The organism is Ruegeria sp. AP11, assembly GCF_056535865.1.
In genome coordinates this window covers 898,928-918,167 of the sequence record NZ_JBQFJB010000001.1, presented here as the reverse complement: position 1 = coordinate 918,167, position 19,240 = coordinate 898,928, and the positions used below count along the sequence as shown (strand labels likewise).

Here is a 19,240-nt window from a genome sequence, read left to right as displayed (position 1 = left end):
GCAGACTGGACGTTCAGGCGGTGCTGGTCAATCAGGCCGCCAGCTCGGTGACCGCTTTCTGCGCATTCGACAAAGTGGTCTCGGGGTCCAGCGCCATGCGGTCAGCGGCGATCACCTCGACATTGTCGATACCGATGAAGCCCAGAACATGACGGGCATAGGTGGTGGCAAAGTCGATCTCAGAGCCCACGGTGGTACCGCCCGAGGCCACGGCGAGGATGGCGCGCTTGCCCTCCAGCAATCCCTTGGGCCCCTCTTCGGAATAGGCGAATGTCAGGCCCGCACGGGCAACCAGATCGATCCACGCCTTGAATGCGGCAGGCACCGAGAAGTTGTAGATCGGCAGGCCGATGACGATGGTATCGGCGTCTTGCAGCTCGGCCACCAGCTCGTCCGACAAAGACAGCAGGTCGCGCTGTATGGGATCGCGTTGATCGGCGGGAGTGAAATTGGCGTTGATCCAGCCCTCGGTCAGCAGCGGCAGCGGCGTGGCCAGATCGCGGCGGATGATACGCCCGGCATTCAGGTGGCGAACCACCCGATCGGACAGATCGCGGGTGGCCGATCCGGTGCGGCGGGCAGAGGCGTCGATATGCAGGATGGTGTTGGTCATTTTGACGGGTCCTTTGTTGCGGAATTGCGTTCTGTTGCCTCAATATGATTGTTGCACTTGCGAACAAAACTCGGATATACCAACAGTCATTGTTGGAATTTGCACATTGGAACGGCTGCAATGGACAATTGGGACGAAGTGAGAACCGCCTATCAGGTGGCGCGTATGGGAACGGTCAGCGGCGCGGCGGATGTGCTGGGCGTGCACCACGCCACCGTCATTCGCCATATCGACGCGATCGAGGCGCGGCTGGGTGTCAAACTGTTCCAGCGCCATGCGCGCGGATACACCCCGACCGAAGCCGGAGAGGACCTGCTGCGCGTGGCGCAGGCGACCGAGGATCAGTTCAACCAGTTGGTGGGCCGCATGAAGGGGCGCGGCGATGATGTCTCGGGCGAGTTGGTGGTGACCTCGCTGGCCTCACTGGCCCCGTTGATCGTGCCGACGCTGACCGCGTTCCAGCAGACCCATCCCGGCCTGATCGTGCGCTATCTGACCGGTGACCGCCTGTTCCGTCTGGAATATGGCGAGGCGCATGTGGCCATCCGCGCCGGGGCCGCGCCGGACCAGCCCGACAACGTGGTGCAGCCCTTCATCCCGCAAGAGGTCGGCCTGTTCGCCAGCAAAGGCTATATCGCGCGGCACGGCAAACCCTCGGGTGTCGAGGATTTCGCCAATCACCACTTCGTCGGCAATGACGACGAAAACAGCCGCGCGCCGTTTTCCCGCTGGCTGCGCGCCAATGCGCCGGAACAGGCGATCACCTTCCGCTGCACCAACAATTTCTGCATGCGCGAGGCGGTTCTGTCCGGGGCAGGCATCGGCTTCATGGCCCGGTGGGAGGCCGCGCGCGATCCCGATCTGGTCGAGGTGATGGATCCGCTGCCCGAATGGTCGGGCAAGCTGTGGCTGGTGACGCATGTGGATCTGCATCGCACCACCAAAGTACAGACATTCCTGTCCTTCCTGAAAGATCAGTCCAAGGGCTGGCTGCCGTGACCCCGCAGGCGCGCGGCCATCTGGCCATGCTGGTATTCTCGGCGTTGGTGGCGGGCAGTTTCTCGCTGGGCTCGATGGTGGCGAATGAAATCGCACCTTCGGCAATCACGGCGGCACGCTTTGCCATTGCCGCCGTGGTAATCGGCATCGCGGCCCTTGCCACGACGGGGATATCGCGCAGCGCGGCGCGGGCACCCTGGCGCTATCTGGTGTTGGGGGCGCTGTTCGGCACTTACTTCGTTCTGATGTTCTACGGGTTGAAAACCGCGCCGCCGGTCAGTGCGGCGGCGGTGTTCACGCTGACCCCGGTGATGTCGGCGCTGGCCGGATGGGTGTTGCTGCGCCAGATCACCACGCCGCGCATGGCGCTGGCCCTGACGGTCGGCGCCGTCGGCGCGCTTTGGGTGATCTTCCGGGCCGACTGGCAGGCGTTTCGGGCCTTCGAGATCGGGGTGGGAGAGATCATCTATTTCTGGGGTTGCGCCGCCCATGCCATCTATACCCCGATGGTGCGGCGGCTGAACCGGGGCGAGCCTGCGGTTGTGTTCGCATTTGGCACACTGGTCGCGGGATGCCTGATCCTGACGGTCTGGGGCTGGTCCGATATCCGCGCCACTGATTGGGCAAACCTGCCGGGGATCGTCTGGCTGACTCTGCTGTACATCTCGCTGTTCGCGACCGCTGCCAGTTTTGTATTGGTGCAGTTCGCGGCGCTGTGCCTGCCTGCGGCCAAGGTCATGGCCTATACCTATCTGATCCCAAGCTGGGTGATCCTGTGGGAAATCGCGCTGGGGCGGCCCGCGCCGACCGCGCTGGTGCTGGTGGGCGCGGTACTGACCGCTGTGGCCCTGTTGCTGCTGCTCAAAAGCGAGGACCCGCCGCTGCAGCAGGCGCGCGCAGTCGCCGGAAGCCGGAAGGGTTAGCGATCCGCCATATTCACTTCATCGAATTCATTGAGGCAGATCAAAGCTCGCCGCGCTGCCCTCCTGTAGCCTGACTCACAGGAACAGGAGGATAACATGTACAAACATATTATGTTTCCCGTCGACGCCCATCTGCCGTCCGAGGTGCGTAAGGCCGCTGATGTCGCCGCGCAGGTGGCGAAATGGCAGGGGGCCAAAATCACCATCGTCACGGTAACCGGCCATCAGGGGCAGGCGACCTCGGGCGCGGATATCAGCGACGAACTGAGCGCCTTTGCCGATCAGCTGGCCAAGGACAGCGGTGCCGAGGTGGGTTTCCACAATATCCACTCGGTTGATGTCGGGGCCGAGGTCGACAGCGATCTGACCCACGCGGTGGAAGAGATCGGCGCCGATCTGATCGTGGTCGGAACCCATGCGCCGCGGATCATGGATTACATCTTCTCCAGCCATGCCGCGTATCTGGCCGGCCACGCGACGACCTCGGTGTTTGTGGTCCGATAATCAGGTTTCGGGATCAGCGGGCAGTTCGGTTTCCAGAAACCGTTCGAACGCGTCCAGATTGACCGGTTCGAACTGCCCGAACCCCTGCATCCAGACCGAGGCCGCACGCAGGGCGTCGGGCTCCAGCTTGCACCACTTCACCCGACCGCGCTTTTCCTGACTGATCAGCCCGGCACGGGTCAGAATGACCAGATGTTTCGAGATCGCGGCCAGCGACATCTCGAACGGGTCGGCCACATCCGTCACGGCCATGTCATCCTCCAGCAGCATCGCCAGAATGGCGCGGCGGGTGGGATCGGCGAGGGCCGCAAAAACGGTGTCGAGGTCATTGGACATGGCATCGCAGAACCACAGTCGTCCGGTTTGGTCAACCATTTGGTTGAATATGTGGATTCCATCAATTTCGGCCTATTCGGATGCGGCTGGCGATCTTGCCTCATCAAGATTTCATATATTGCCATGTAAAAACAATAGGATAACCTGCGGCATTTGGGGCGTGCAACGTCGTTGACTCTGCGGTCCCATCCCCTTAGCACCTTCCCCAAGACTGTGCGAGGGAAACGCCCGTGACCGATGATGACCAAAAGCAGCGTATGGCGCAGCTTGAGGCCAAGATCGACGCGGCGAAAAAGGCCAAAGCGCCAACGCCCCGTGCGGATGCTGACGTATCCGGGGGCGAGCTTGCCTGGAGGATGGTCATCGAAATGGTATCCGGTCTGGGGATCGGATTTGGCATCGGATACGGGCTGGACAGCCTGCTCGGGACAATCCCGATCTTTCTGGTGCTGTTCACATTGCTGGGCCTTGTCGCGGGCGTGAAGGTTATGCTCCGCAGCGCGAAAGAGGTTCAAGAGAAACAAGCGGCCCATATGCAGGCCGAGAAGGACGAGAGGGACTGAACGTGGCAACCGAGACCACCGCAGAAACCGCAGAAAATGGCAGCAGCCTGGCTTTCCATCCGATGGACCAGTTCATCGTCAAGCCGTTGTTTGGCGACGGTGCGGTGGGCATGTTCACGATCACCAACGCGACCCTGTGGCTGTTCCTTGCGGTTCTGGCGGTTGCCGCTCTGCTGGTGCTGCCGACGTCCAAGCGCGCGATCGTGCCCAGCCGGATGCAGTCGGTTGCCGAACTGACCTATGGCTTCATCTACAAGATGCTGGAAGACATCTGCGGCAAGGAAGGCGTCAAGTACTTCCCCTATGTCATGACCCTGTTCATGTTCATCGTCTGCGCCAACTTCCTTGGCATGCTGCCGATGTCGTTTACCACCACATCGCATTTCGCCGTGACCATCCCGCTGGCGCTGGCCGTGTTCCTGACCGTGACCGTTCTGGGTTTCGTCAAGAACGGCGCAGGTTTTCTGGGCCTGTTCTGGGTCTCCAGCGCGCCGCTGGCGCTGCGTCCGGTTCTGGCGATCATCGAGCTGATCTCGTACTTCGTGCGCCCGGTCAGCCACTCCATTCGTCTTGCCGGTAACGTCATGGCAGGCCACGCGGTGATCAAGGTGTTCGCGGGCTTTGCCGCGATTGCCGCGATCTCGCCCGTGTCCGTTCTGGCGATCACCGCAATGTACGGCCTTGAGGTCCTCGTGTCCTTCATTCAGGCCTACGTCTTCACCATTCTGACCTGTGTATATCTGAAAGATGCGCTGCATCCGTCGCACTAAGGTCCGATAACCCAACATCGAAACTTCCAATCGTAAGGAGAATTCTCATGGAAGGCGATCTCGCACACATCGGCGCAGGCCTGGCAGCAATCGGTTCCGGCGCAGCCGCAATCGGGGTGGGCAACGTTGCAGGCAACTTCCTGGCCGGCGCCCTGCGCAACCCTTCGGCGGCTGCTTCGCAGACCGCAACCCTGTTCATCGGTATCGCGTTCGCAGAAGCGCTGGGCATCTTCGCATTCCTGGTCTCGCTGCTGCTGATGTTCGCCGTATAATCTGCGGAACCTGATCCTTACGCGCAGGTGGGCCCAAGCCATAGCGGCCCGCCTGTTGTAAAGACAACGTTCCGACGGAGGACATCATGGCGACTGAACCCATTGCTGAAGAAGTAGTAGGCACATGCGTTGATTCCAGCGGCTACGCCGTGGGGATGCCGCAGCTCTGCTTCGATTGGTTCCCCAACCAGATCTTCTGGCTGGTCATCACGCTGGTCGTCATCTTTCTGGTCCTGTCCCGCGTGGCTCTGCCCCGCATCGCGGCAATCCTGGCCGAACGTCAGGGGACCATTACAAATGACCTGGCTGCGGCCGAAGATCTGAAGGCCAAGGCGGTCGAGGCCGAAGAGGCCTATAACAAGGCGCTGGCCGATGCCCGTTCTGAGGCACAGCGTATCGCAGCGGAAGCCCGCGCCGAAATCCAGGCTGGTCTGGATGACGCGATTGCCAAGGCGGATGCGGAAATCGCTGCAAAGGCGGCTGAGTCGGAGAAGGCGATTGCCGACATCCGTGCCGGTGCGCTGGAAAGCATTCAAGTGGTTGCCAAGGATACGGCGGCTGAACTGGTCACCGCACTGGGCGGCGAGGCGGATGCCAAAGCCATCGACAGTGCCGTAGACGCGCAGACGAAAGGATAAGTGACATGCGGAACACTCTTGCCCTTATCCTGACCGTTGGTGCCGCCAGCCCCGCGCTGGCCGCAAGCGGCCCGTTCTTCTCGCTTGGCAACACCGACTTTGTGGTCCTGCTGGGATTCATCGTCTTCATCGCGGTCCTGTTCTACTTCAAGGTCCCCGGCCTGATCGGTGGCGCTCTGGACAACCGTGCCGCTGGCATCCAGTCAGAACTGGACGAGGCCCGTGCCCTGCATGAAGAAGCGCGCAGCCTGCTGGCCTCGTATGAGCGCAAGCAGCGCGAAGTGCAGACTCAGGCAGATGCCATCGTGGCGGCGGCCAAGGACGATGCCGTTCTGGCTGCGGAACAGGCCAAAGTCGATCTGGAGAAATCCATCGCCCGCCGTCTGGCAGCGGCACAGGATCAGATCGCTTCGGCAGAAGCCTCGGCCGTGAAAGAGGTACGTGATCAGGCCATCACCGTTGCTGTTTCGGCAGCCAACGCCGTGCTGGCCAAGCAGATGACCGCCACACAGGCGAACAAGCTGATCGACGCCGCCATCGCGGATGTGGGTGAAAAACTGCACTGATCACCCGGATCATATGACTTGAAAAACCCGAGGGCCGCGCGCCGCTCGGGTTTTTTGTTTGTGAGCCCTAGGTCTGTGCAGTCAGATTTCGCCGGTCTCGTGCCGCAACCGCTGCTGCGCGATCTCTTCGTTGCGCAGGGCCTTCTGCTGATCGGCCATGCAGCTTTTGACAAAGTTCAGATGATCTTCAACCGCCTGCCGTGCGCCTTTTGGGTCGCGATCCTGTAGCGCAGTGTTGATGGCGCGGTGCTGGTCCAGAATGGCGTCGCGGGTGGTGCGCTGCTGGAACATGATCTGCCGGTTGTAGAACACGCCCTGTCGCAGCAGATCGAACATCGACCGCATCATGTGCAGCATCACCACGTTATGACTGGCCTCGATGATGGCCATGTGGAATTGAGCGTCCAGATGCGCCTCTTCCTGGGCGGCGTTGCGGGCATGGGCGTCCTCCATCTTGTCGAGGATTGCCTGCACCACTTTCAGATCGCTGTCAGATCCCATCCGCGCGGCGCGCTCAGCGGCCAGGCCCTCCATATCGCGCCGGAACGAGAGATAGTCGAACACCGCCTCGTCATGGCTGCTGAACAGACGGATCAAAGCGGGTGAGAAGGCCGAACCCAGAACCTCGGCCACATAGATGCCCGATCCGGCCTTGGCGGTCAGCAAGCCCTGCTCCTGCAGATCCGAGATTGCCTCGCGCAGCGACGGGCGCGACACGCCCAGCCGTTCGGACAATTCGCGTTCGGGCGGCAGGCGTTCGCCGGGGCGCAGGATGCCGCGCAGGATCAGCAGTTCGATCTGGCGGACCACCGCAAGGGACAGTTTCTCGGTCTGGACTTTCTGGAAGGGCATGGGCAGATCACTTGAAATTGGTCAGTTAATATGACCACGGATCCGGCTGGTGTTCAAGAATGCCTCACGCGAGGTCGAAATATTAGGTCACAACTATTGACTTAAATCTCGCCCTGCCTAATCTGCAACGCAGGGGGCAGAGGAGACCCCGAACCGATGGATCACCTGTACGCCACCCGCGCCTCGCGGATGAAGGCCTCTGAAATCCGCGAATTGCTGAAACTGCTTGGCCAGCCCGGCATCATCTCATTCGCGGGCGGTATTCCTGACCCGGCCCTGTTTCCAGCGGATGCATTCGCGCAGGCCTTTCAAGGCGCGCTTGGCCCTGGGCGACAAGCGCAGGCGCTGCAATATTCAGTCAGCGAAGGCTATGCGCCGCTGCGTGAATGGCTGGTTGCGCATATGCGCGGGATCGGCGTGGAGTGTGACATCGACAATATCCTGATCACCTCCGGCTCGCAGCAGGCGCTGGACTATCTGGGCAAGCTGTTCCTGTCGCCGGGTGATACCGCGCTGGTCGGCTGGCCCACTTATCTGGGCGCGTTGAACGCTTTCGACGCCTATGAGCCGCGCTTTGATCAACTTGGTATCAACGGCAATCGAGGGGCCGCCGAATACCGGGCCGCTGCGGGGGACAGTCCGATCAAGTTTGCCTATCTCTCTGCCGATTTCGCCAACCCGACCGGCGAGACGGTCGACTTGCGGGGCAGGGAGGCTCTGCTTGATCTGGCCGATGAACTCGATTGTGCTGTAATCGAGGACGGCGCCTATCAGGCGTTGCGCTATGATGGCGATCCGATCCCGCCGATCCTGGCCCTGGAGCAGGCCCGAAAGGGCGCGATGGAAAACTGCCGCACGATCTATTGCGGCAGCTTCTCGAAAACCCTGTCGCCGGGGCTGCGGGTTGGCTGGGTGGTGGCTTCAAAGCCGGTGATCTCGCAATTGGTGTTGCTGAAACAGGCCGCTGATCTGCATTCTTCGACGATCAACCAGATGGCGGTGTATCAGGTGGCGCGGGACTGTTTCGAAACCCACATCCCCAAACTGCGCCAAACCTACGCCGCGCGCCGCGACGCCATGCTTGAGGCGTTGGCCCAGCATATGCCCGAGGGCGTAAGCTGGACCCGCCCCGAGGGCGGCATGTTCGTCTGGATCACCCTGCCCAAAGGCATTGACGGTGCCGATCTGCTGGCGCGTGCGCTGGAAACGGTCAAGCTGGCCTTTGTGCCCGGCCAGGCATTCTATCCCGACGACACCGGGGCCAACACGATCCGGCTGAGTTTTTCCAACTCGGACGAAGACACGATCCGCGAAGGCATCGCACGTCTGGGGCAGGTCTTGCGCGACTGAACCGGGAAAGGATTCGTTAACCATATTGCCGCAATAACGGCTGCATGATCCGAGTTCTGGCCCTCCTGTTGCTCGCTGCCTGCTCCGGCGGCTCGCCTTATTTCCGCGACCAACCTGCCACCCGCGTCGCGGTGAATGGCAGCGTCTTCGACGTGCGCGTGCGCAATGAACTGGCCGAGGCGGTGCGCGTGAACCCGCAATACGCCCCGCGTCTGGGTCCGATCCGCGACCGCGCGGCGCTGGCGATGGCGCAGGTCTCGGGCTGCCCGCTTCTGGATGTTCTGGGCGATGCGGCGGTCACTGTGGGGGTGTTGGGTTGCGATCGCGAGTTAGGCGAGAAGCTAATTCTGGGCGCATTGCTTCGCCGTCCCTATGAATGCGTCAACTACGGCTATTCCGGCGGTTACGGTTATCAGGTCTTTGAATGCACACCGTATTGAGATACGTGGCTTTGCGCGTAGTTTTGCCAAGATATTGTGGATAACTCGGGCAAACCACCCATATCCTGCGCAATCACGTTGACACCTGCACCATCCCTTGCGCAGACTTCCTACCTATAGGAATCATACCAAGAGCAGCCATTGCGTTTCAGCAAACTCAAACTGACCGGCTTCAAAAGCTTCGTGGACCCGACCGATCTGATCATCGCGGACGGGCTGACCGGAGTTGTCGGTCCCAATGGCTGCGGCAAGTCCAACCTGCTGGAAGCCCTGCGCTGGGTGATGGGCGAAAACCGCCCCAAATCCATGCGCGGCGGCGCGATGGAAGATGTGATCTTCGCCGGAGCGGCCACCCGGCCCGCAAGGAACTTTGCCGAGGTGGTCCTGACCATGGACAACTCGGAACGGCTGGCGCCTTCGGGTTTCAATGACAGTGACCAGTTGGAGATCGTCCGCCGGATCACCCGCGACGTGGGCAGCGCCTACAAGACCAACGGCAAGGACGTCCGCGCCCGCGATGTGCAGATGCTGTTCGCCGATGCCTCGACCGGCGCGCATTCGCCCGCGCTGGTGGGGCAGAACCGCATCGCTGAGTTGATCAACGCCAAACCCCGCGCCCGTCGCCGCATTCTGGAAGAGGCTGCCGGGATCTCGGGTCTCTATCAGCGCCGCCACGAGGCCGAGCTGAAACTGAAGGGCACCGAGGCCAACCTGACCCGCGTCGATGACGTGCTGGAACAGTTGGGCGGTCAACTGGCGCAACTCGCCCGTCAGGCCCGTCAGGCCGCCCGCTATCGCGAGATCGGTGAACAGTTGCGGCAGGCCGAAGGGATGCTGCTCTATCGTCGCTGGAAAGAGGCCGACATGGCCCGACAGGCGGCAGAAGAAAAGCTGCGCGACCGTCTCACCGAAGCCTCTCGCGCCGAAGCCGAAGCCCGCGCGGCTGCCGCAAAACGCGCTGAGATCGAAGAAACCCTGCCGCCCCTGCGCGAGGAAGAGGCCATCGCCGCCGCCGTGTTGCAGCGCCAGATGGTGCAGCGCGATCAGCTTTCGGATCAGGAAAACCGCGCGCGGCAGACCATCGAGACGCTGACCAACCGCATCCAGCAACTGGGCAACGATATCGAGCGCGAAACCGGGCTGAACCGGGATGCGGGCGAGATGATCGAGCGGCTGGAATGGGAAGCCCGCGAACTGGCCAAAGCCGCCGAAGGTCATGACGAAAAGGTGACTGAGGCCGCCGAAATCGCCCGCGAGGCCGCGTCGGTTCTTCAGGACCGCGAAGATCACCTGTCGCAACAGACCGAGGATATGGCCCGTCTGGTCGCCCGCCACCAGTCGGCGCAGCGTCTGGTCGAGGACAGCCGCAAGACCCTGGCCCGGTCCGAGGGCGAAGAGGAAAAGGCCCGTGCCGCTGTGGATGAGGCGAAATCGGCCCTGACCCGCGCCAGCGAGGCGTTCGAGACTGCGCAGGACGGCGAGGAAGAAGCCCGCGAAGCCGCCGAGGCCGCCGAAGAAGCACTCGCCGCCGCCGATGAGCTGCGCAACGAAACGCAGGCCCGCGAGGCCGAGGCCCGCGCCAAACGCTCCGAGGCCGAAGGCGAGTTGGGCGCTATCCGGGCTGAAACCACGGCATTGGCCAAACTGGTCGAGCGCGACACCGCCGAGGGCGGGCAGGTGCTGGACCTGCTGCGCGTCGCTCCGGGCTATGAAAAGGCGCTGGGCGCGGCACTGGCCGACGATCTGCGGGCGCCATTGGTCGAAGGTGATGGCCCGTCCGGCTGGGTACAGGTGGCGGGCTATGACAGCGATCAGCCTTTGCCCGAAGGGGCCGAGCCGCTGGCGCTGCATGTCTCCGGCCCCGACCGCCTGAGCCGTCGGATTGCGCAGATCGGGCTGATCGACGCAGATCAGGGCGCGCGGTTGCAGGCCTCGCTGAAACCCGGTCAGCGCCTGGTTTCACGCTCGGGCGATCTGTGGCGCTGGGACGGGTTCCGCGCCTGGGCCGAGGATGCGCCAAGCGCTGCGGCCCTGCGGCTGGAACAGCTCAACAAGCTGGAGGCGCTGAAACAGGAACTGGCCCGCACCGAGGCGCAGGCCGACGGTGCCCGCGCCGCACATGAGGCGCTGTCGCAGCAACTGGCCGACGTGACCGAAGCCGACCGCCGCGCGCGCGAGGCCCGCCGTGCCGCCGATCAGCGCATGGCCGAAACCGCGCGGATGCTCAGCCGGGCCGAGGCGGATCGCAATCTGGCGCAGGGCAAACTGGAAACCCTGACCCTCGCTGTGGATCGCCACAAGGAAGACGCCATGTCCGCCCGCGCGCAACTGCGCGAGGCCGAGGGTGCGCTGACCGGGCTGGGTGATCTCGACAGCGCCCGCGCGCAGGTCGAGGATATCAAACAGACCGTCGAGGCGGCGCGGATCACCATGCTGACCCACCGTTCGACCCATGATGAGTTACGCCGCGAGGGCGAGGCCCGCACCCGGCGCACGCAGGAGGTGACCAAGGACCTCAGCGGTTGGCGGCACCGGTTGGAAACGGCGGAAAAGCGGATATCGGAACTGGCCGAACGCAAGGAAAGTTCGGAAGAGGAGCTGACCGAGGCCATGGCCGCCCCCAGCGAAATCGCCGAGGCGCGGGAAGAGCTGAACGAGCTGATCGAAACCGCCGAGGCCCGCCGGGCCGAGGCCGCCGACAAGCTGGCCGGGGCCGAGACCCAGCAGCGCGAGGTGGTGCTGGCCGAGCGCGAGGCTGAACGTCTGGCCTCGGAAGCCCGCGAAAGCCGCGCAGCGGCTGAGGCGCGTTGTGACGCGGCCAAGGAAAGCGTGGTCGCAGCGGCGGAGCGGATCGCCGAGGATCAGCAACTGACGCCGAACCAGTTGCTGAACCAGCTCGACACCAACCCCGATCAGATGCCCGCCGCCGACGCGCTGGAGGCTGAGGTTAACCGCCACAAACGCCAGCGTGACGCGATGGGCGCGGTGAACCTGCGCGCCGAGGAAGACAGCAAGGACGTTCAGGAAGAATTCGACACGCTGAACGGCGAAAAGGGTGATCTGGAAGAGGCGATCAAGGCCCTGCGCAGCGGCATCGCCAGCCTCAACCGCGAAGGGCGCGAGCGGCTGCTGACCGCGTTTGAACAGGTGAACTCGAACTTCGCCATGCTGTTCAAGCACCTGTTCGGCGGCGGCGAGGCCAATCTCGTCATGGTCGAAAGCGACGACCCGCTGGATGCCGGACTGGAAATCATGTGCCAGCCGCCGGGCAAGAAACTCTCAACCCTCAGCCTGCTGTCGGGCGGCGAGCAGACCCTGACCGCAACCGCGCTGATCTTCGGCGTCTTCCTCGCCAACCCCGCCCCGATCTGCGTGCTGGATGAGGTCGACGCGCCATTGGACGACGCCAACGTCACCCGGTTCTGCGATCTGCTGGACGAGATGTGCCGCCAGACCGACACCCGTTTCCTGATCATCACCCACCACGCGGTGACGATGGCACGGATGGATCGTTTGTTTGGTGTGACCATGCAGGAACAGGGCGTCAGCCAGCTGGTCTCGGTTGATCTGAAAAAAGCCGAACAGATGGTCGCCTGACCTTTCACCGCAACGTTATGAGCTGTTTCAACCGGCTTGGGCTAAGCTGGCCGCATGACCCGGTATCTGATCCTCGCCCTCATGACCGCCACTCCGCTCATGGCCGCCGAATGGCCCACCAAGCCCGGAGACGTGCCCTTATCCGCCGAGGAACTGGACGCGCTGGCAGGGCGCACGCTGACCTTCTATGACGACGGCCAATCCCGGTTTTCAGCCGGAGGGGCCTATTCCTACACCTACGCCAGCGGCGAATCCGCCTTTGGCACCTACTCCATCGCTGAAGACGGCAGCGTCTGCATCGCCTATCGCAACGGGTTCAGCCGCTGTGATTTGTACGTGCGCAGTGGTGAGAGGTTGATCCTGATCGATGAGAAAGGGGATCGGTATCCAGTGAGACCGGAGTGAAGGCAAAAAGTAAGCCACTAATGGTTTCCTCGAATGGCGGCTGTGCGGAGATAGTGTTGAAAAAGTCGACGTTGGAACTGCCGATGAGCGATGGCAAAAGCCGCTTGGGATGTTCCTCTCAGCCTGTTGGTTCTGGTTGCGGGGCTAGTTTTGCGAGTTTCCTTAGGTTTTGAGCTGTGGCTGCGAGTTGGAACTGCTCATATGCACCTTTGGGTCCTCGAAGTCGCATCATCGGCACGCCGATGTATCGCTTCAGGTGGGCAAACAGCATCTCGACTTTCCGTCTTTGAATGAACGAGGTCATGTAGGCGTCTGTTTTTCGGATATCGCGGGCGGCGTCGCGTGCTGCTTCGTGGACGGAGCGAAGCACGTTTCGAGCTGGCTGTTTTGGACAGCAATTTGCCTTCAATGGGCATGCGTCGCAGTCGTGCTTTGACGCTCGATATTTGATGAACCCGTCTTTGCCGCCGTTCGGCTTTCGCGGTTTGGAGAAGTTCCGGCGATATGTTCGCAGCTCCTTGTTGCCAGGGCATGAGTAGCTGTCGGTCGCGGGGTCGTAGATGAAGTCTTCGCGTGAGAATGTGCCGTCCGTCCGTTTGGATTTATCCCAGACCGGGATGTGCGGGGCGATGCCGCGTTCTTCGACCAGCCAGCCCAGCATCTCTGCCGATCCGTAGCCTGTATCGCCAACCAACTTGTCTGGCGTCATGTCAAAGCGATCCGTGATGCGGTCGATCATCCGTCGCGCGGCAAAGGCCTCCGCGGTTCGGATCGGTACGGATGGTTCCACATCCACGATGACTGCATTGTCCAAATCCACCATGTAGTTGGTGGAATATGCAAAGAATGCGGCCCCTCCATCGGCGCCTGTCCAGCGCGCCGCAGGGTCCACCGGCGAGATGTATTTGGGGACGACTTTGGTGGACGCGCCGAATGCGGCGTCATCCAGCGTTTCGAGATATTCCTCAACCACGCGGGTGGTCAGTTCGGGGGGCAGACCTTCCTTGCTTTCAATCCCGCGTGTCTGGTTGGCATTCGCCGGGATCAGGCTGGCATCGACACCAAAACTCTCGCCGCCAACCAAACCCTCATCAATACAGCGTCTCAGAACGGTTTCGAAGAGATGTCGGAACAAACCGCTCTCCCGGAAACGCCCATGCCGGTTCTTCGAGAAAGTTGAATGGTCAGGCACCGGGTCAGTCAGGTCGAGCCTGCAAAACCATCTGTACGCCAGATTGACATGCACCTCTTCGCAAAGGCGGCGCTCGGACCTGATGCCTTGGCAGTAGCCCAACAACAGCATCCGGATCATCAACTCAGGGTCAATCGAAGGACGACCATGCGCGCTATAAGACGGTGCCAGAAGCGGTCGAACGTCTGACAGGTCAAGGAAACGATCAATGCCGCGTAGAGAGTGATCGGCAGGAACAAACTCGTCAATCGAGAACTCATAAAACAGCGCACCCTGCGCCACCTGCCTCGGTCCCATCATTGCTAAGTCCTCCACTCTCAAAACGAGTGAATCAGCGCCAGACCAACCAATCAACCGACTTTTTCAACACTATCCGGACGAAGCTGCCGTTTGCCACTGCGCTAAACCCGCGACCCAATTCAATGACTGCTTCGCAAGAAAACAGTCTGTGAATACTGATCTTAGATGCCTGTATTTGGGCGTCCGCGAACGTTAAATCTTGGAGATATGCGCTAAGACAAAAGGTTAATATAATAGCTCACATGACAGATAAAATTCGCTCATCGCCAGAATTGGCAGCTATTGTGGAACGATGGATCAAAGCGTACGGTCGAGGTGATGGCGAAACCGTTGGACATCTTTTCTCCGACGATGCTGCTTTGTCGTACTTTGGCTCAGCCCAAGGTGAGTCCTGGAGGGGCGATGCACTGCGGCGCGGCATGGAGCAATACATCGGAGAGGTCCCACGTTTCGAATGGAACCCACAAGAACTTCGCGGATTTGAATGCGGACCATTTGGATGGGTGGAGTGGGAAGCGACCATCGACGGGATCGAAACTGGACAGTCTGCACAACTGCGCTCCACCATCATTCTGAAACTCGACAAGGGTTCTTGGAAGATAGTGCACGTTCACAATTCGATACCGGTCAACAATGTCGAGGGTTTCGGGTACGAAGCCAGAGGCTTTGAAGAACTGCTCGATGCCGCGCTCTCTACACCCTATGAACTCGGCCAAAGCGGTGTGGCGACAGTGATGTTTACAGATATCGCGGACAGTACAACGATTGCCGAAGCGATAGGGGATACGCTCTGGACGGACGCTGTTCATAAACACCTGAGACTGGTCGAACATCAGATCGTCGAGAGCGGGGGGCAAATGGTGAAGTCACTCGGGGATGGCGTGATGTCATCATTCGCATCCGCACGGGCAGCATTGTTGGCAGCGAAGAATATTCAGCAAAAGAACGCAGTGCAAACTGCAGAACCCAAACTGCAAGTCCGCATTGGCTTGCACACTGGCGAAGTGATTACTTCTGACGCGGACCATTTTGGAACCGTAGTAAACAAAGCTGCCCGGATAGCTGCACTTGCAGCACCGAGTGATATATGTGTTTCGGATGCAACCCGGATCATGGTGGGTGGATCGACTGAATTTCATTTTGGCGACCAGATGACAGTTCCGCTCAAAGGTCTGGATGGGGAGCACTCGATATTCAAATTGTCCTGGCGTGACGGCGCCTGAAATTGGAAATTCACAACCAATACAAACTCGCGAAACCGGGATGAACTAAAAAGGCGGTTTTGGGCTCAGTGCGGACCTTGAAACGGGTTTCTTGATTGTCACTTTTTCTGAAGGTTTTTCGATGCGGGCCGAGGTGCAACTTTGCCGTCAGGAGCTTTCGGCGGCCCGCGTTGACAAACCTCGGAAGGAGGAAGCCGCGGTGGTTGGGATCATGCTATGGGGAAAGAGCGCAGACGGATGAGGCTGACTTTGCCACAGACGCGCAGCTGACGGTGTTTGATGCGCCAGCTGCGGTCATTTTCTGCCACCTTGGTCGCGGGCATTTTGCCGATTGAGCCCATGTGCTGTGAGTCACAGCATTCATTCTGAGTGATGACCGCAAGTGGATTTGACCGATCAGCCAAAGACGAACGGAGCATATCGAAGTGTGTGGTCAAGCATCGGATCATGCGGCCTGCTCCCGTGGTGGCGCACGCGACATCGGTGTCTGACCACGCCGGAAGATCTCGATGATGCGCATTGGACCGCCGCAGCAGGGGCATGGCTCGCGCAAAGTGAGCGGGGTGACCTCGGACTCCTGCTCTGGCTCGGTGATTTCGTCGGTGCGTTGAACACCAAGCAACGTCCGGATCTTCTTGATGTTCGTCTTGCGCGCTGAACTGGCCAGCAGGCCGTAGTGGCGGATGCGGTGGAACCCGTCAGGCAGAACGTGGATCAGGAAGCGGCGGATGAACTCGGGTGTAGCCAAGCGCATGACCTTTTGGCGGTCACCACATTTGATCCGGTAATCCTTCCAGCGGAAAGCTACGGTCTCGGCATCCATACTGACCAGTCGATGGTTCGAGATTGCAACCCGATGAGTATAGCGGCTGAGATAGGCCAGAACTGCTTCAGGGCCACCCAAGGGCGGTTTGGCGTAGACCACCCATTCGGACCTGCGGAACGGGGCAATCCAATTGGTGAAGGCAGCAGCATCCGCCAGTCCTGCGCGGTCACCGAAGAACACAAGGGCCCCCGCTCGATGCAACTCCATCAGCCCTTTCAGGAACAGGCGTCTAAACAGCAGTGCCAGCGCCCGAACATGCAGGAAGAACCCGGGCTTGCAGGCCACCCATTTGGTGCCGTCCGGTGACAAGCCGCCACCTGGGACGATCATGTGGATGTGCGGATGGTGCGTCAGCGCGGATCCCCAGGTGTGAAGAACGCTGGTCATGCCGACCTTCGCCCCCAGTCGCTTTGGATCGGCTGCGATGGTCATCACCGTTTGCGCTGATGCGCGGAACAGCAGGCCGTAGACCGCCTTCTGGTTCCAAAAGGCGATGCGTGCAATCTCGGCGGGCATCGTGAAGACGACGTGGAAGTATTCGACGGGCAGCAGGTCTTCAGCACGCGCCTCCATCCAGTCTCGCGCGGCGGGGCCCTGGCACTTCGGACAATGCCGGTTCTTACAAGAGTTATAGGCGATGTGGTGGTGGCCGCATTTGGCGCATCCCGCCACATGCCCGCCAAGCGCTTCGGTTCGGCAAGCCTCAATCGCCGACATCACCTTCAGTTGACCGAAGCTGACATGCCCGGCATTGGCCTGCCGATACGCAGGCCCATAGTTCCGAAAGATATCTGCGATCTCCAGCCGTGGGCGCGGCATCCACCCGCGCCGCTACTCCAGTCCTCGCCTGACGGTGTGATCCTGCAGTTTCTCCAACATCTCATAGGGACTGACGGTGCCGCGAATGGTTTTGGTCGCGACATGCGTATAGCGCGCCGTCGTGCTGAGCTTGGAATGTCCCAAAAGCACCTGGATCACTCGAACATCCGTTCCGGCCTCGAGCAGGTGCGTTGCAAAGCTGTGGCGCAGGGTATGCAGCGTAGCGGGTTTGTTGATACCGGCCATGTGTTTGGCCGACGTGAACGCACGGTTCAGCTGACGCGGTGACAAAGCCATGATCTTGGGTTTGCCCGGAAACAACCATCCCTCAGGCCGCGCTTCCCGCCAATAGTCGCGGAGCAAATCAAGCAATGCAGGCGACAACATGGCCTTGCGGTCCTTGTCATTCTTACCTTCATCCACATGGATCAACATCCGGTCGCTGTCGATGTCCGAGACCTTGAGATTGCAGACCTCGGATGCCCTCAGCCCAGCACCATAGCTGATGCCTAAAGCCGCACGATATTTGAGCCCCGGCCCTGGAACCGCCGCCAGCAGATCGCCCACTTCTTCGACACTCAAAACAACGGGCAACTTCTTCGGCTTGCGCCGGAACTGCATGTATCGCTTCATCTCCTCACGACCGCAGGTCATGCCGAAGAAGAACCGCAAAGACACGATCCTGGCATTGAACACGCCGGTCGAGACCCCGGTGTCGGTCATGTGAAGCTGATACGCGCGCAGCTCGTCCGGCGTTGCTGTGTCAGGGGACCGCCCGATGAACTCGGCAAAATACCTGACCGCCCGGATATGAGCCTGCTGGGTCTTCGGCGACATGCCACGAATGCGCATGTCCTCGATCATCCGCTCACGCAGCGGGGTCGTCTTCTTTTCCTTCATTGGAATCTCCTGTCGTCAAATTGAGAAACCTCAATCGTCAGACAGGTCCGCCAAATCCCAAAACGGCCGGATCAGCGCTCAACGCTGGCCAAAGGCGCCATTGCCGCGATAGCGGCTTCGTCCTGTCGTCCAAAGCGGCCATTATTTCAAACAGACAGGGAATGCGTAGGGTCAGGATGCATTGATTTCCCGAGCGCTGCGTGATTCACGGCTCCGAAAACAGAGCGGTGACATGAGCAATCTTTTCTGGCTGACCGACGCACAGATGGCGCGTCTGAAACCCTACTTTCCAAAGTCGCACGGTAAGCCAAGGGTCGACGACAGGCGGATTCTGAGCGGGATAATTTTCATCAACCGCAATGGGTTAAGGTGGCGCGACGCTCCTGAAGCCTATGGCCCACACAAGACGCTTTATAGCCGTTGGAAGCGCTGGAGCGAAAAGGGCATATTCGCGCGGATGATGGTGGGGCTAGCTGCCGAGCACGGCGAACAGAAGACAGTCATGATCGACGCGACCTACCTGAAGGCACATCGAACAGCGACCAGCATGGCCGCTAAAAAGGGGGGCGCGGTCGCCTGATTGGCCGGACCAAAGGTGGTATGAACACCAAGCTTCACGCCATTTGCTACAGCCAGGGACGACCGCTCGACCTCTTCATCACCGCCGGACAGGTCAGTGACTATATCGGCGCACGGGCATTGCTGGGCGGTTTGCCAAAGGTCGAATGGCTGCTCGGAGACCGAGGCTACGACGCCGACTGGTTCAGAGATGCGTTGAAAGACAAAGGGATACGCGCCTGCATCCCTGGACGAAAACAGCGCAAGAAGACCGTGAAATACGACAAGCGCCGATACAAACGGCGCAACCGCATTGAGATCATGTTCGGCAGGCTCAAAGACTGGAGACGCGTGGCAACCCGCTACGACAGGTGTCCCAAGGTCTTCCTCTCGGCCATCGCGCTCGCAGCCGTCGTCATCTACTGGTTATGAATCCTGACCCTAGATATGGCTTTTTAGATTAATAGTTCCGTTAACGTCCGGAATAGGCCAAATCCTGCTCCCGCAACCAAACATCTAGGTCGGATATCAAACACTTAGCCTCGCATCACGCGGGGCTTTTTGCTTCGCGCCATTGGCAGTGGATGCGCTGTG

20 protein-coding genes are annotated in these 19,240 nt (G+C 60.6%); 14 read left to right on the top strand and 6 right to left on the bottom strand.

All coding sequences use genetic code 11. The features are described 5' to 3' along the window. Positions 1-31 precede the first annotated feature (31 nt). Entirely contained in the window at positions 32-613 is a 582-nt protein-coding gene (locus ACR3E4_RS04620) for an FMN-dependent NADH-azoreductase (protein ID WP_480536267.1), read from the bottom strand. 120 nt (positions 614-733) lie between these two features. Between ACR3E4_RS04620 and ACR3E4_RS04615 the strand changes: the two genes are divergently transcribed. From ACR3E4_RS04615 to ACR3E4_RS04605, 3 genes are all read left to right on the top strand, one after another. Further along, complete coding sequence (locus ACR3E4_RS04615; RefSeq protein ID WP_480536265.1) at positions 734-1,612, top strand: LysR family transcriptional regulator; 879 nt, start codon at positions 734-736, stop codon at positions 1,610-1,612. Further along, positions 1,609-2,535, top strand: coding sequence for a DMT family transporter (locus ACR3E4_RS04610; RefSeq protein WP_480536264.1), 927 nt, complete (start codon positions 1,609-1,611; stop codon positions 2,533-2,535). The genes ACR3E4_RS04615 and ACR3E4_RS04610 overlap by 4 nt, the downstream gene beginning before the upstream one ends. A 96-nt stretch (positions 2,536-2,631) precedes the next feature. Further along, on the top strand, positions 2,632-3,039 hold the full coding sequence (locus ACR3E4_RS04605) for a universal stress protein (protein ID WP_480536263.1): 408 nt from the start codon (positions 2,632-2,634) through the stop codon (positions 3,037-3,039). Here the strand turns inward: ACR3E4_RS04605 and ACR3E4_RS04600 are convergent, their stop codons facing one another. Next, positions 3,040-3,375, bottom strand: a complete 336-nt coding sequence (locus ACR3E4_RS04600) for an ArsR/SmtB family transcription factor (RefSeq protein WP_480536303.1) — start codon at positions 3,373-3,375, stop codon at positions 3,040-3,042. Between the two features lie 230 nt (positions 3,376-3,605). Here ACR3E4_RS04600 and ACR3E4_RS04595 point away from each other — a divergent pair, with 230 nt between their 5' ends. From ACR3E4_RS04595 to ACR3E4_RS04575, 5 genes are all read left to right on the top strand, one after another. After that, the gene (locus ACR3E4_RS04595; protein WP_480536261.1) at positions 3,606-3,938 is read left to right on the top strand and encodes an AtpZ/AtpI family protein; all 333 of its coding nucleotides are present in this window, start codon (positions 3,606-3,608) and stop codon (positions 3,936-3,938) included. A gap of 2 nt (positions 3,939-3,940) precedes the next feature. Then, a complete protein-coding gene (locus ACR3E4_RS04590) occupies positions 3,941-4,708 on the top strand; it encodes a F0F1 ATP synthase subunit A (protein WP_480536260.1) in 768 nt (255 codons plus the stop codon). 47 nt (positions 4,709-4,755) lie between these two features. After that, positions 4,756-4,980 carry a F0F1 ATP synthase subunit C gene (locus ACR3E4_RS04585; protein ID WP_005981269.1) on the top strand — a complete coding sequence of 75 codons (225 nt, stop codon included), beginning with the start codon at positions 4,756-4,758 and terminating at the stop codon, positions 4,978-4,980. Between the two features lie 86 nt (positions 4,981-5,066). Then, complete coding sequence (locus tag ACR3E4_RS04580) at positions 5,067-5,618, top strand: F0F1 ATP synthase subunit B' (protein ID WP_480536259.1); 552 nt, start codon at positions 5,067-5,069, stop codon at positions 5,616-5,618. Positions 5,619-5,623: 5 nt separating this feature from the next. Continuing rightward, positions 5,624-6,184, top strand: coding sequence for a F0F1 ATP synthase subunit B (locus ACR3E4_RS04575; protein WP_480536258.1), 561 nt, complete (start codon positions 5,624-5,626; stop codon positions 6,182-6,184). Between the two features lie 81 nt (positions 6,185-6,265). Here ACR3E4_RS04575 and ACR3E4_RS04570 read toward each other — a convergent pair whose 3' ends face one another. Then, on the bottom strand, positions 6,266-7,036 hold the full coding sequence (locus ACR3E4_RS04570; protein ID WP_480536256.1) for a FadR/GntR family transcriptional regulator: 771 nt from the start codon (positions 7,034-7,036) through the stop codon (positions 6,266-6,268). Between the two features lie 156 nt (positions 7,037-7,192). On the opposite strand from ACR3E4_RS04570, the gene ACR3E4_RS04565 reads away from it, so the two are divergent. From ACR3E4_RS04565 to ACR3E4_RS04550, 4 genes are all read left to right on the top strand, one after another. Next, a complete protein-coding gene (locus ACR3E4_RS04565) occupies positions 7,193-8,386 on the top strand; it encodes an aminotransferase-like domain-containing protein (RefSeq protein ID WP_480536254.1) in 1,194 nt (397 codons plus the stop codon). 44 nt (positions 8,387-8,430) lie between these two features. After that, positions 8,431-8,826, top strand: coding sequence for a hypothetical protein (locus ACR3E4_RS04560; protein WP_480536253.1), 396 nt, complete (start codon positions 8,431-8,433; stop codon positions 8,824-8,826). A gap of 141 nt (positions 8,827-8,967) precedes the next feature. Continuing rightward, positions 8,968-12,423 (top strand): chromosome segregation SMC family protein, encoded by a 3,456-nt coding sequence (locus ACR3E4_RS04555; RefSeq protein WP_480536252.1) that lies wholly within the window; start codon positions 8,968-8,970, stop codon positions 12,421-12,423. Between the two features lie 54 nt (positions 12,424-12,477). After that, complete coding sequence (locus ACR3E4_RS04550; protein WP_480536251.1) at positions 12,478-12,828, top strand: hypothetical protein; 351 nt, start codon at positions 12,478-12,480, stop codon at positions 12,826-12,828. Between the two features lie 118 nt (positions 12,829-12,946). On the opposite strand, the gene ACR3E4_RS04545 is transcribed toward ACR3E4_RS04550, so the two are convergent. Next, positions 12,947-14,320 carry a transposase gene (locus ACR3E4_RS04545; protein WP_170361228.1) on the bottom strand — a complete coding sequence of 458 codons (1,374 nt, stop codon included), beginning with the start codon at positions 14,318-14,320 and terminating at the stop codon, positions 12,947-12,949. Between the two features lie 242 nt (positions 14,321-14,562). Between ACR3E4_RS04545 and ACR3E4_RS04540 the strand changes: the two genes are divergently transcribed. After that, the gene (locus ACR3E4_RS04540; protein ID WP_480536678.1) at positions 14,563-15,543 is read left to right on the top strand and encodes a nuclear transport factor 2 family protein; all 981 of its coding nucleotides are present in this window, start codon (positions 14,563-14,565) and stop codon (positions 15,541-15,543) included. 445 nt (positions 15,544-15,988) lie between these two features. Here the strand turns inward: ACR3E4_RS04540 and ACR3E4_RS04535 are convergent, their stop codons facing one another. Then, complete coding sequence (locus ACR3E4_RS04535) at positions 15,989-17,188, bottom strand: IS91 family transposase (protein WP_480567055.1); 1,200 nt, start codon at positions 17,186-17,188, stop codon at positions 15,989-15,991. Between the two features lie 12 nt (positions 17,189-17,200). After that, a complete protein-coding gene (locus ACR3E4_RS04530) occupies positions 17,201-18,088 on the bottom strand; it encodes a tyrosine-type recombinase/integrase (protein ID WP_480536669.1) in 888 nt (295 codons plus the stop codon). A gap of 232 nt (positions 18,089-18,320) precedes the next feature. Between ACR3E4_RS04530 and ACR3E4_RS04525 the strand changes: the two genes are divergently transcribed. Beyond that, positions 18,321-19,078, top strand: a protein-coding gene (locus tag ACR3E4_RS04525) for an IS5 family transposase (protein ID WP_480536684.1) whose coding sequence is annotated in 2 segments (ribosomal slippage) — positions 18,321-18,645 and positions 18,645-19,078 — 759 coding nt in all. Because the reading frame shifts where the segments join, the coding sequence is not laid out codon by codon here. Positions 19,079-19,240: the final 162 nt, after the last annotated feature.

Coding starts and splice junctions, on each gene's coding strand:
- ACR3E4_RS04620 (WP_480536267.1), bottom strand. CDS start 613: ATGACCAACACCATCCTGCATATCGACGCCTCTGCCCGCCGCACCGGA.
- ACR3E4_RS04605 (WP_480536263.1), top strand. CDS start 2,632: ATGTACAAACATATTATGTTTCCCGTCGACGCCCATCTGCCGTCCGAG.
- ACR3E4_RS04565 (WP_480536254.1), top strand. CDS start 7,193: ATGGATCACCTGTACGCCACCCGCGCCTCGCGGATGAAGGCCTCTGAA.
- ACR3E4_RS04560 (WP_480536253.1), top strand. CDS start 8,431: ATGATCCGAGTTCTGGCCCTCCTGTTGCTCGCTGCCTGCTCCGGCGGC.
- ACR3E4_RS04615 (WP_480536265.1), top strand. CDS start 734: ATGGACAATTGGGACGAAGTGAGAACCGCCTATCAGGTGGCGCGTATG.
- ACR3E4_RS04585 (WP_005981269.1), top strand. CDS start 4,756: ATGGAAGGCGATCTCGCACACATCGGCGCAGGCCTGGCAGCAATCGGT.
- ACR3E4_RS04540 (WP_480536678.1), top strand. CDS start 14,563: ATGACAGATAAAATTCGCTCATCGCCAGAATTGGCAGCTATTGTGGAA.
- ACR3E4_RS04530 (WP_480536669.1), bottom strand. CDS start 18,088: ATGAAGGAAAAGAAGACGACCCCGCTGCGTGAGCGGATGATCGAGGAC.
- ACR3E4_RS04600 (WP_480536303.1), bottom strand. CDS start 3,375: ATGTCCAATGACCTCGACACCGTTTTTGCGGCCCTCGCCGATCCCACC.
- ACR3E4_RS04535 (WP_480567055.1), bottom strand. CDS start 17,188: ATGCCGCGCCCACGGCTGGAGATCGCAGATATCTTTCGGAACTATGGG.
- ACR3E4_RS04575 (WP_480536258.1), top strand. CDS start 5,624: ATGCGGAACACTCTTGCCCTTATCCTGACCGTTGGTGCCGCCAGCCCC.
- ACR3E4_RS04570 (WP_480536256.1), bottom strand. CDS start 7,036: ATGCCCTTCCAGAAAGTCCAGACCGAGAAACTGTCCCTTGCGGTGGTC.
- ACR3E4_RS04550 (WP_480536251.1), top strand. CDS start 12,478: ATGACCCGGTATCTGATCCTCGCCCTCATGACCGCCACTCCGCTCATG.
- ACR3E4_RS04580 (WP_480536259.1), top strand. CDS start 5,067: ATGGCGACTGAACCCATTGCTGAAGAAGTAGTAGGCACATGCGTTGAT.
- ACR3E4_RS04545 (WP_170361228.1), bottom strand. CDS start 14,320: ATGATGGGACCGAGGCAGGTGGCGCAGGGTGCGCTGTTTTATGAGTTC.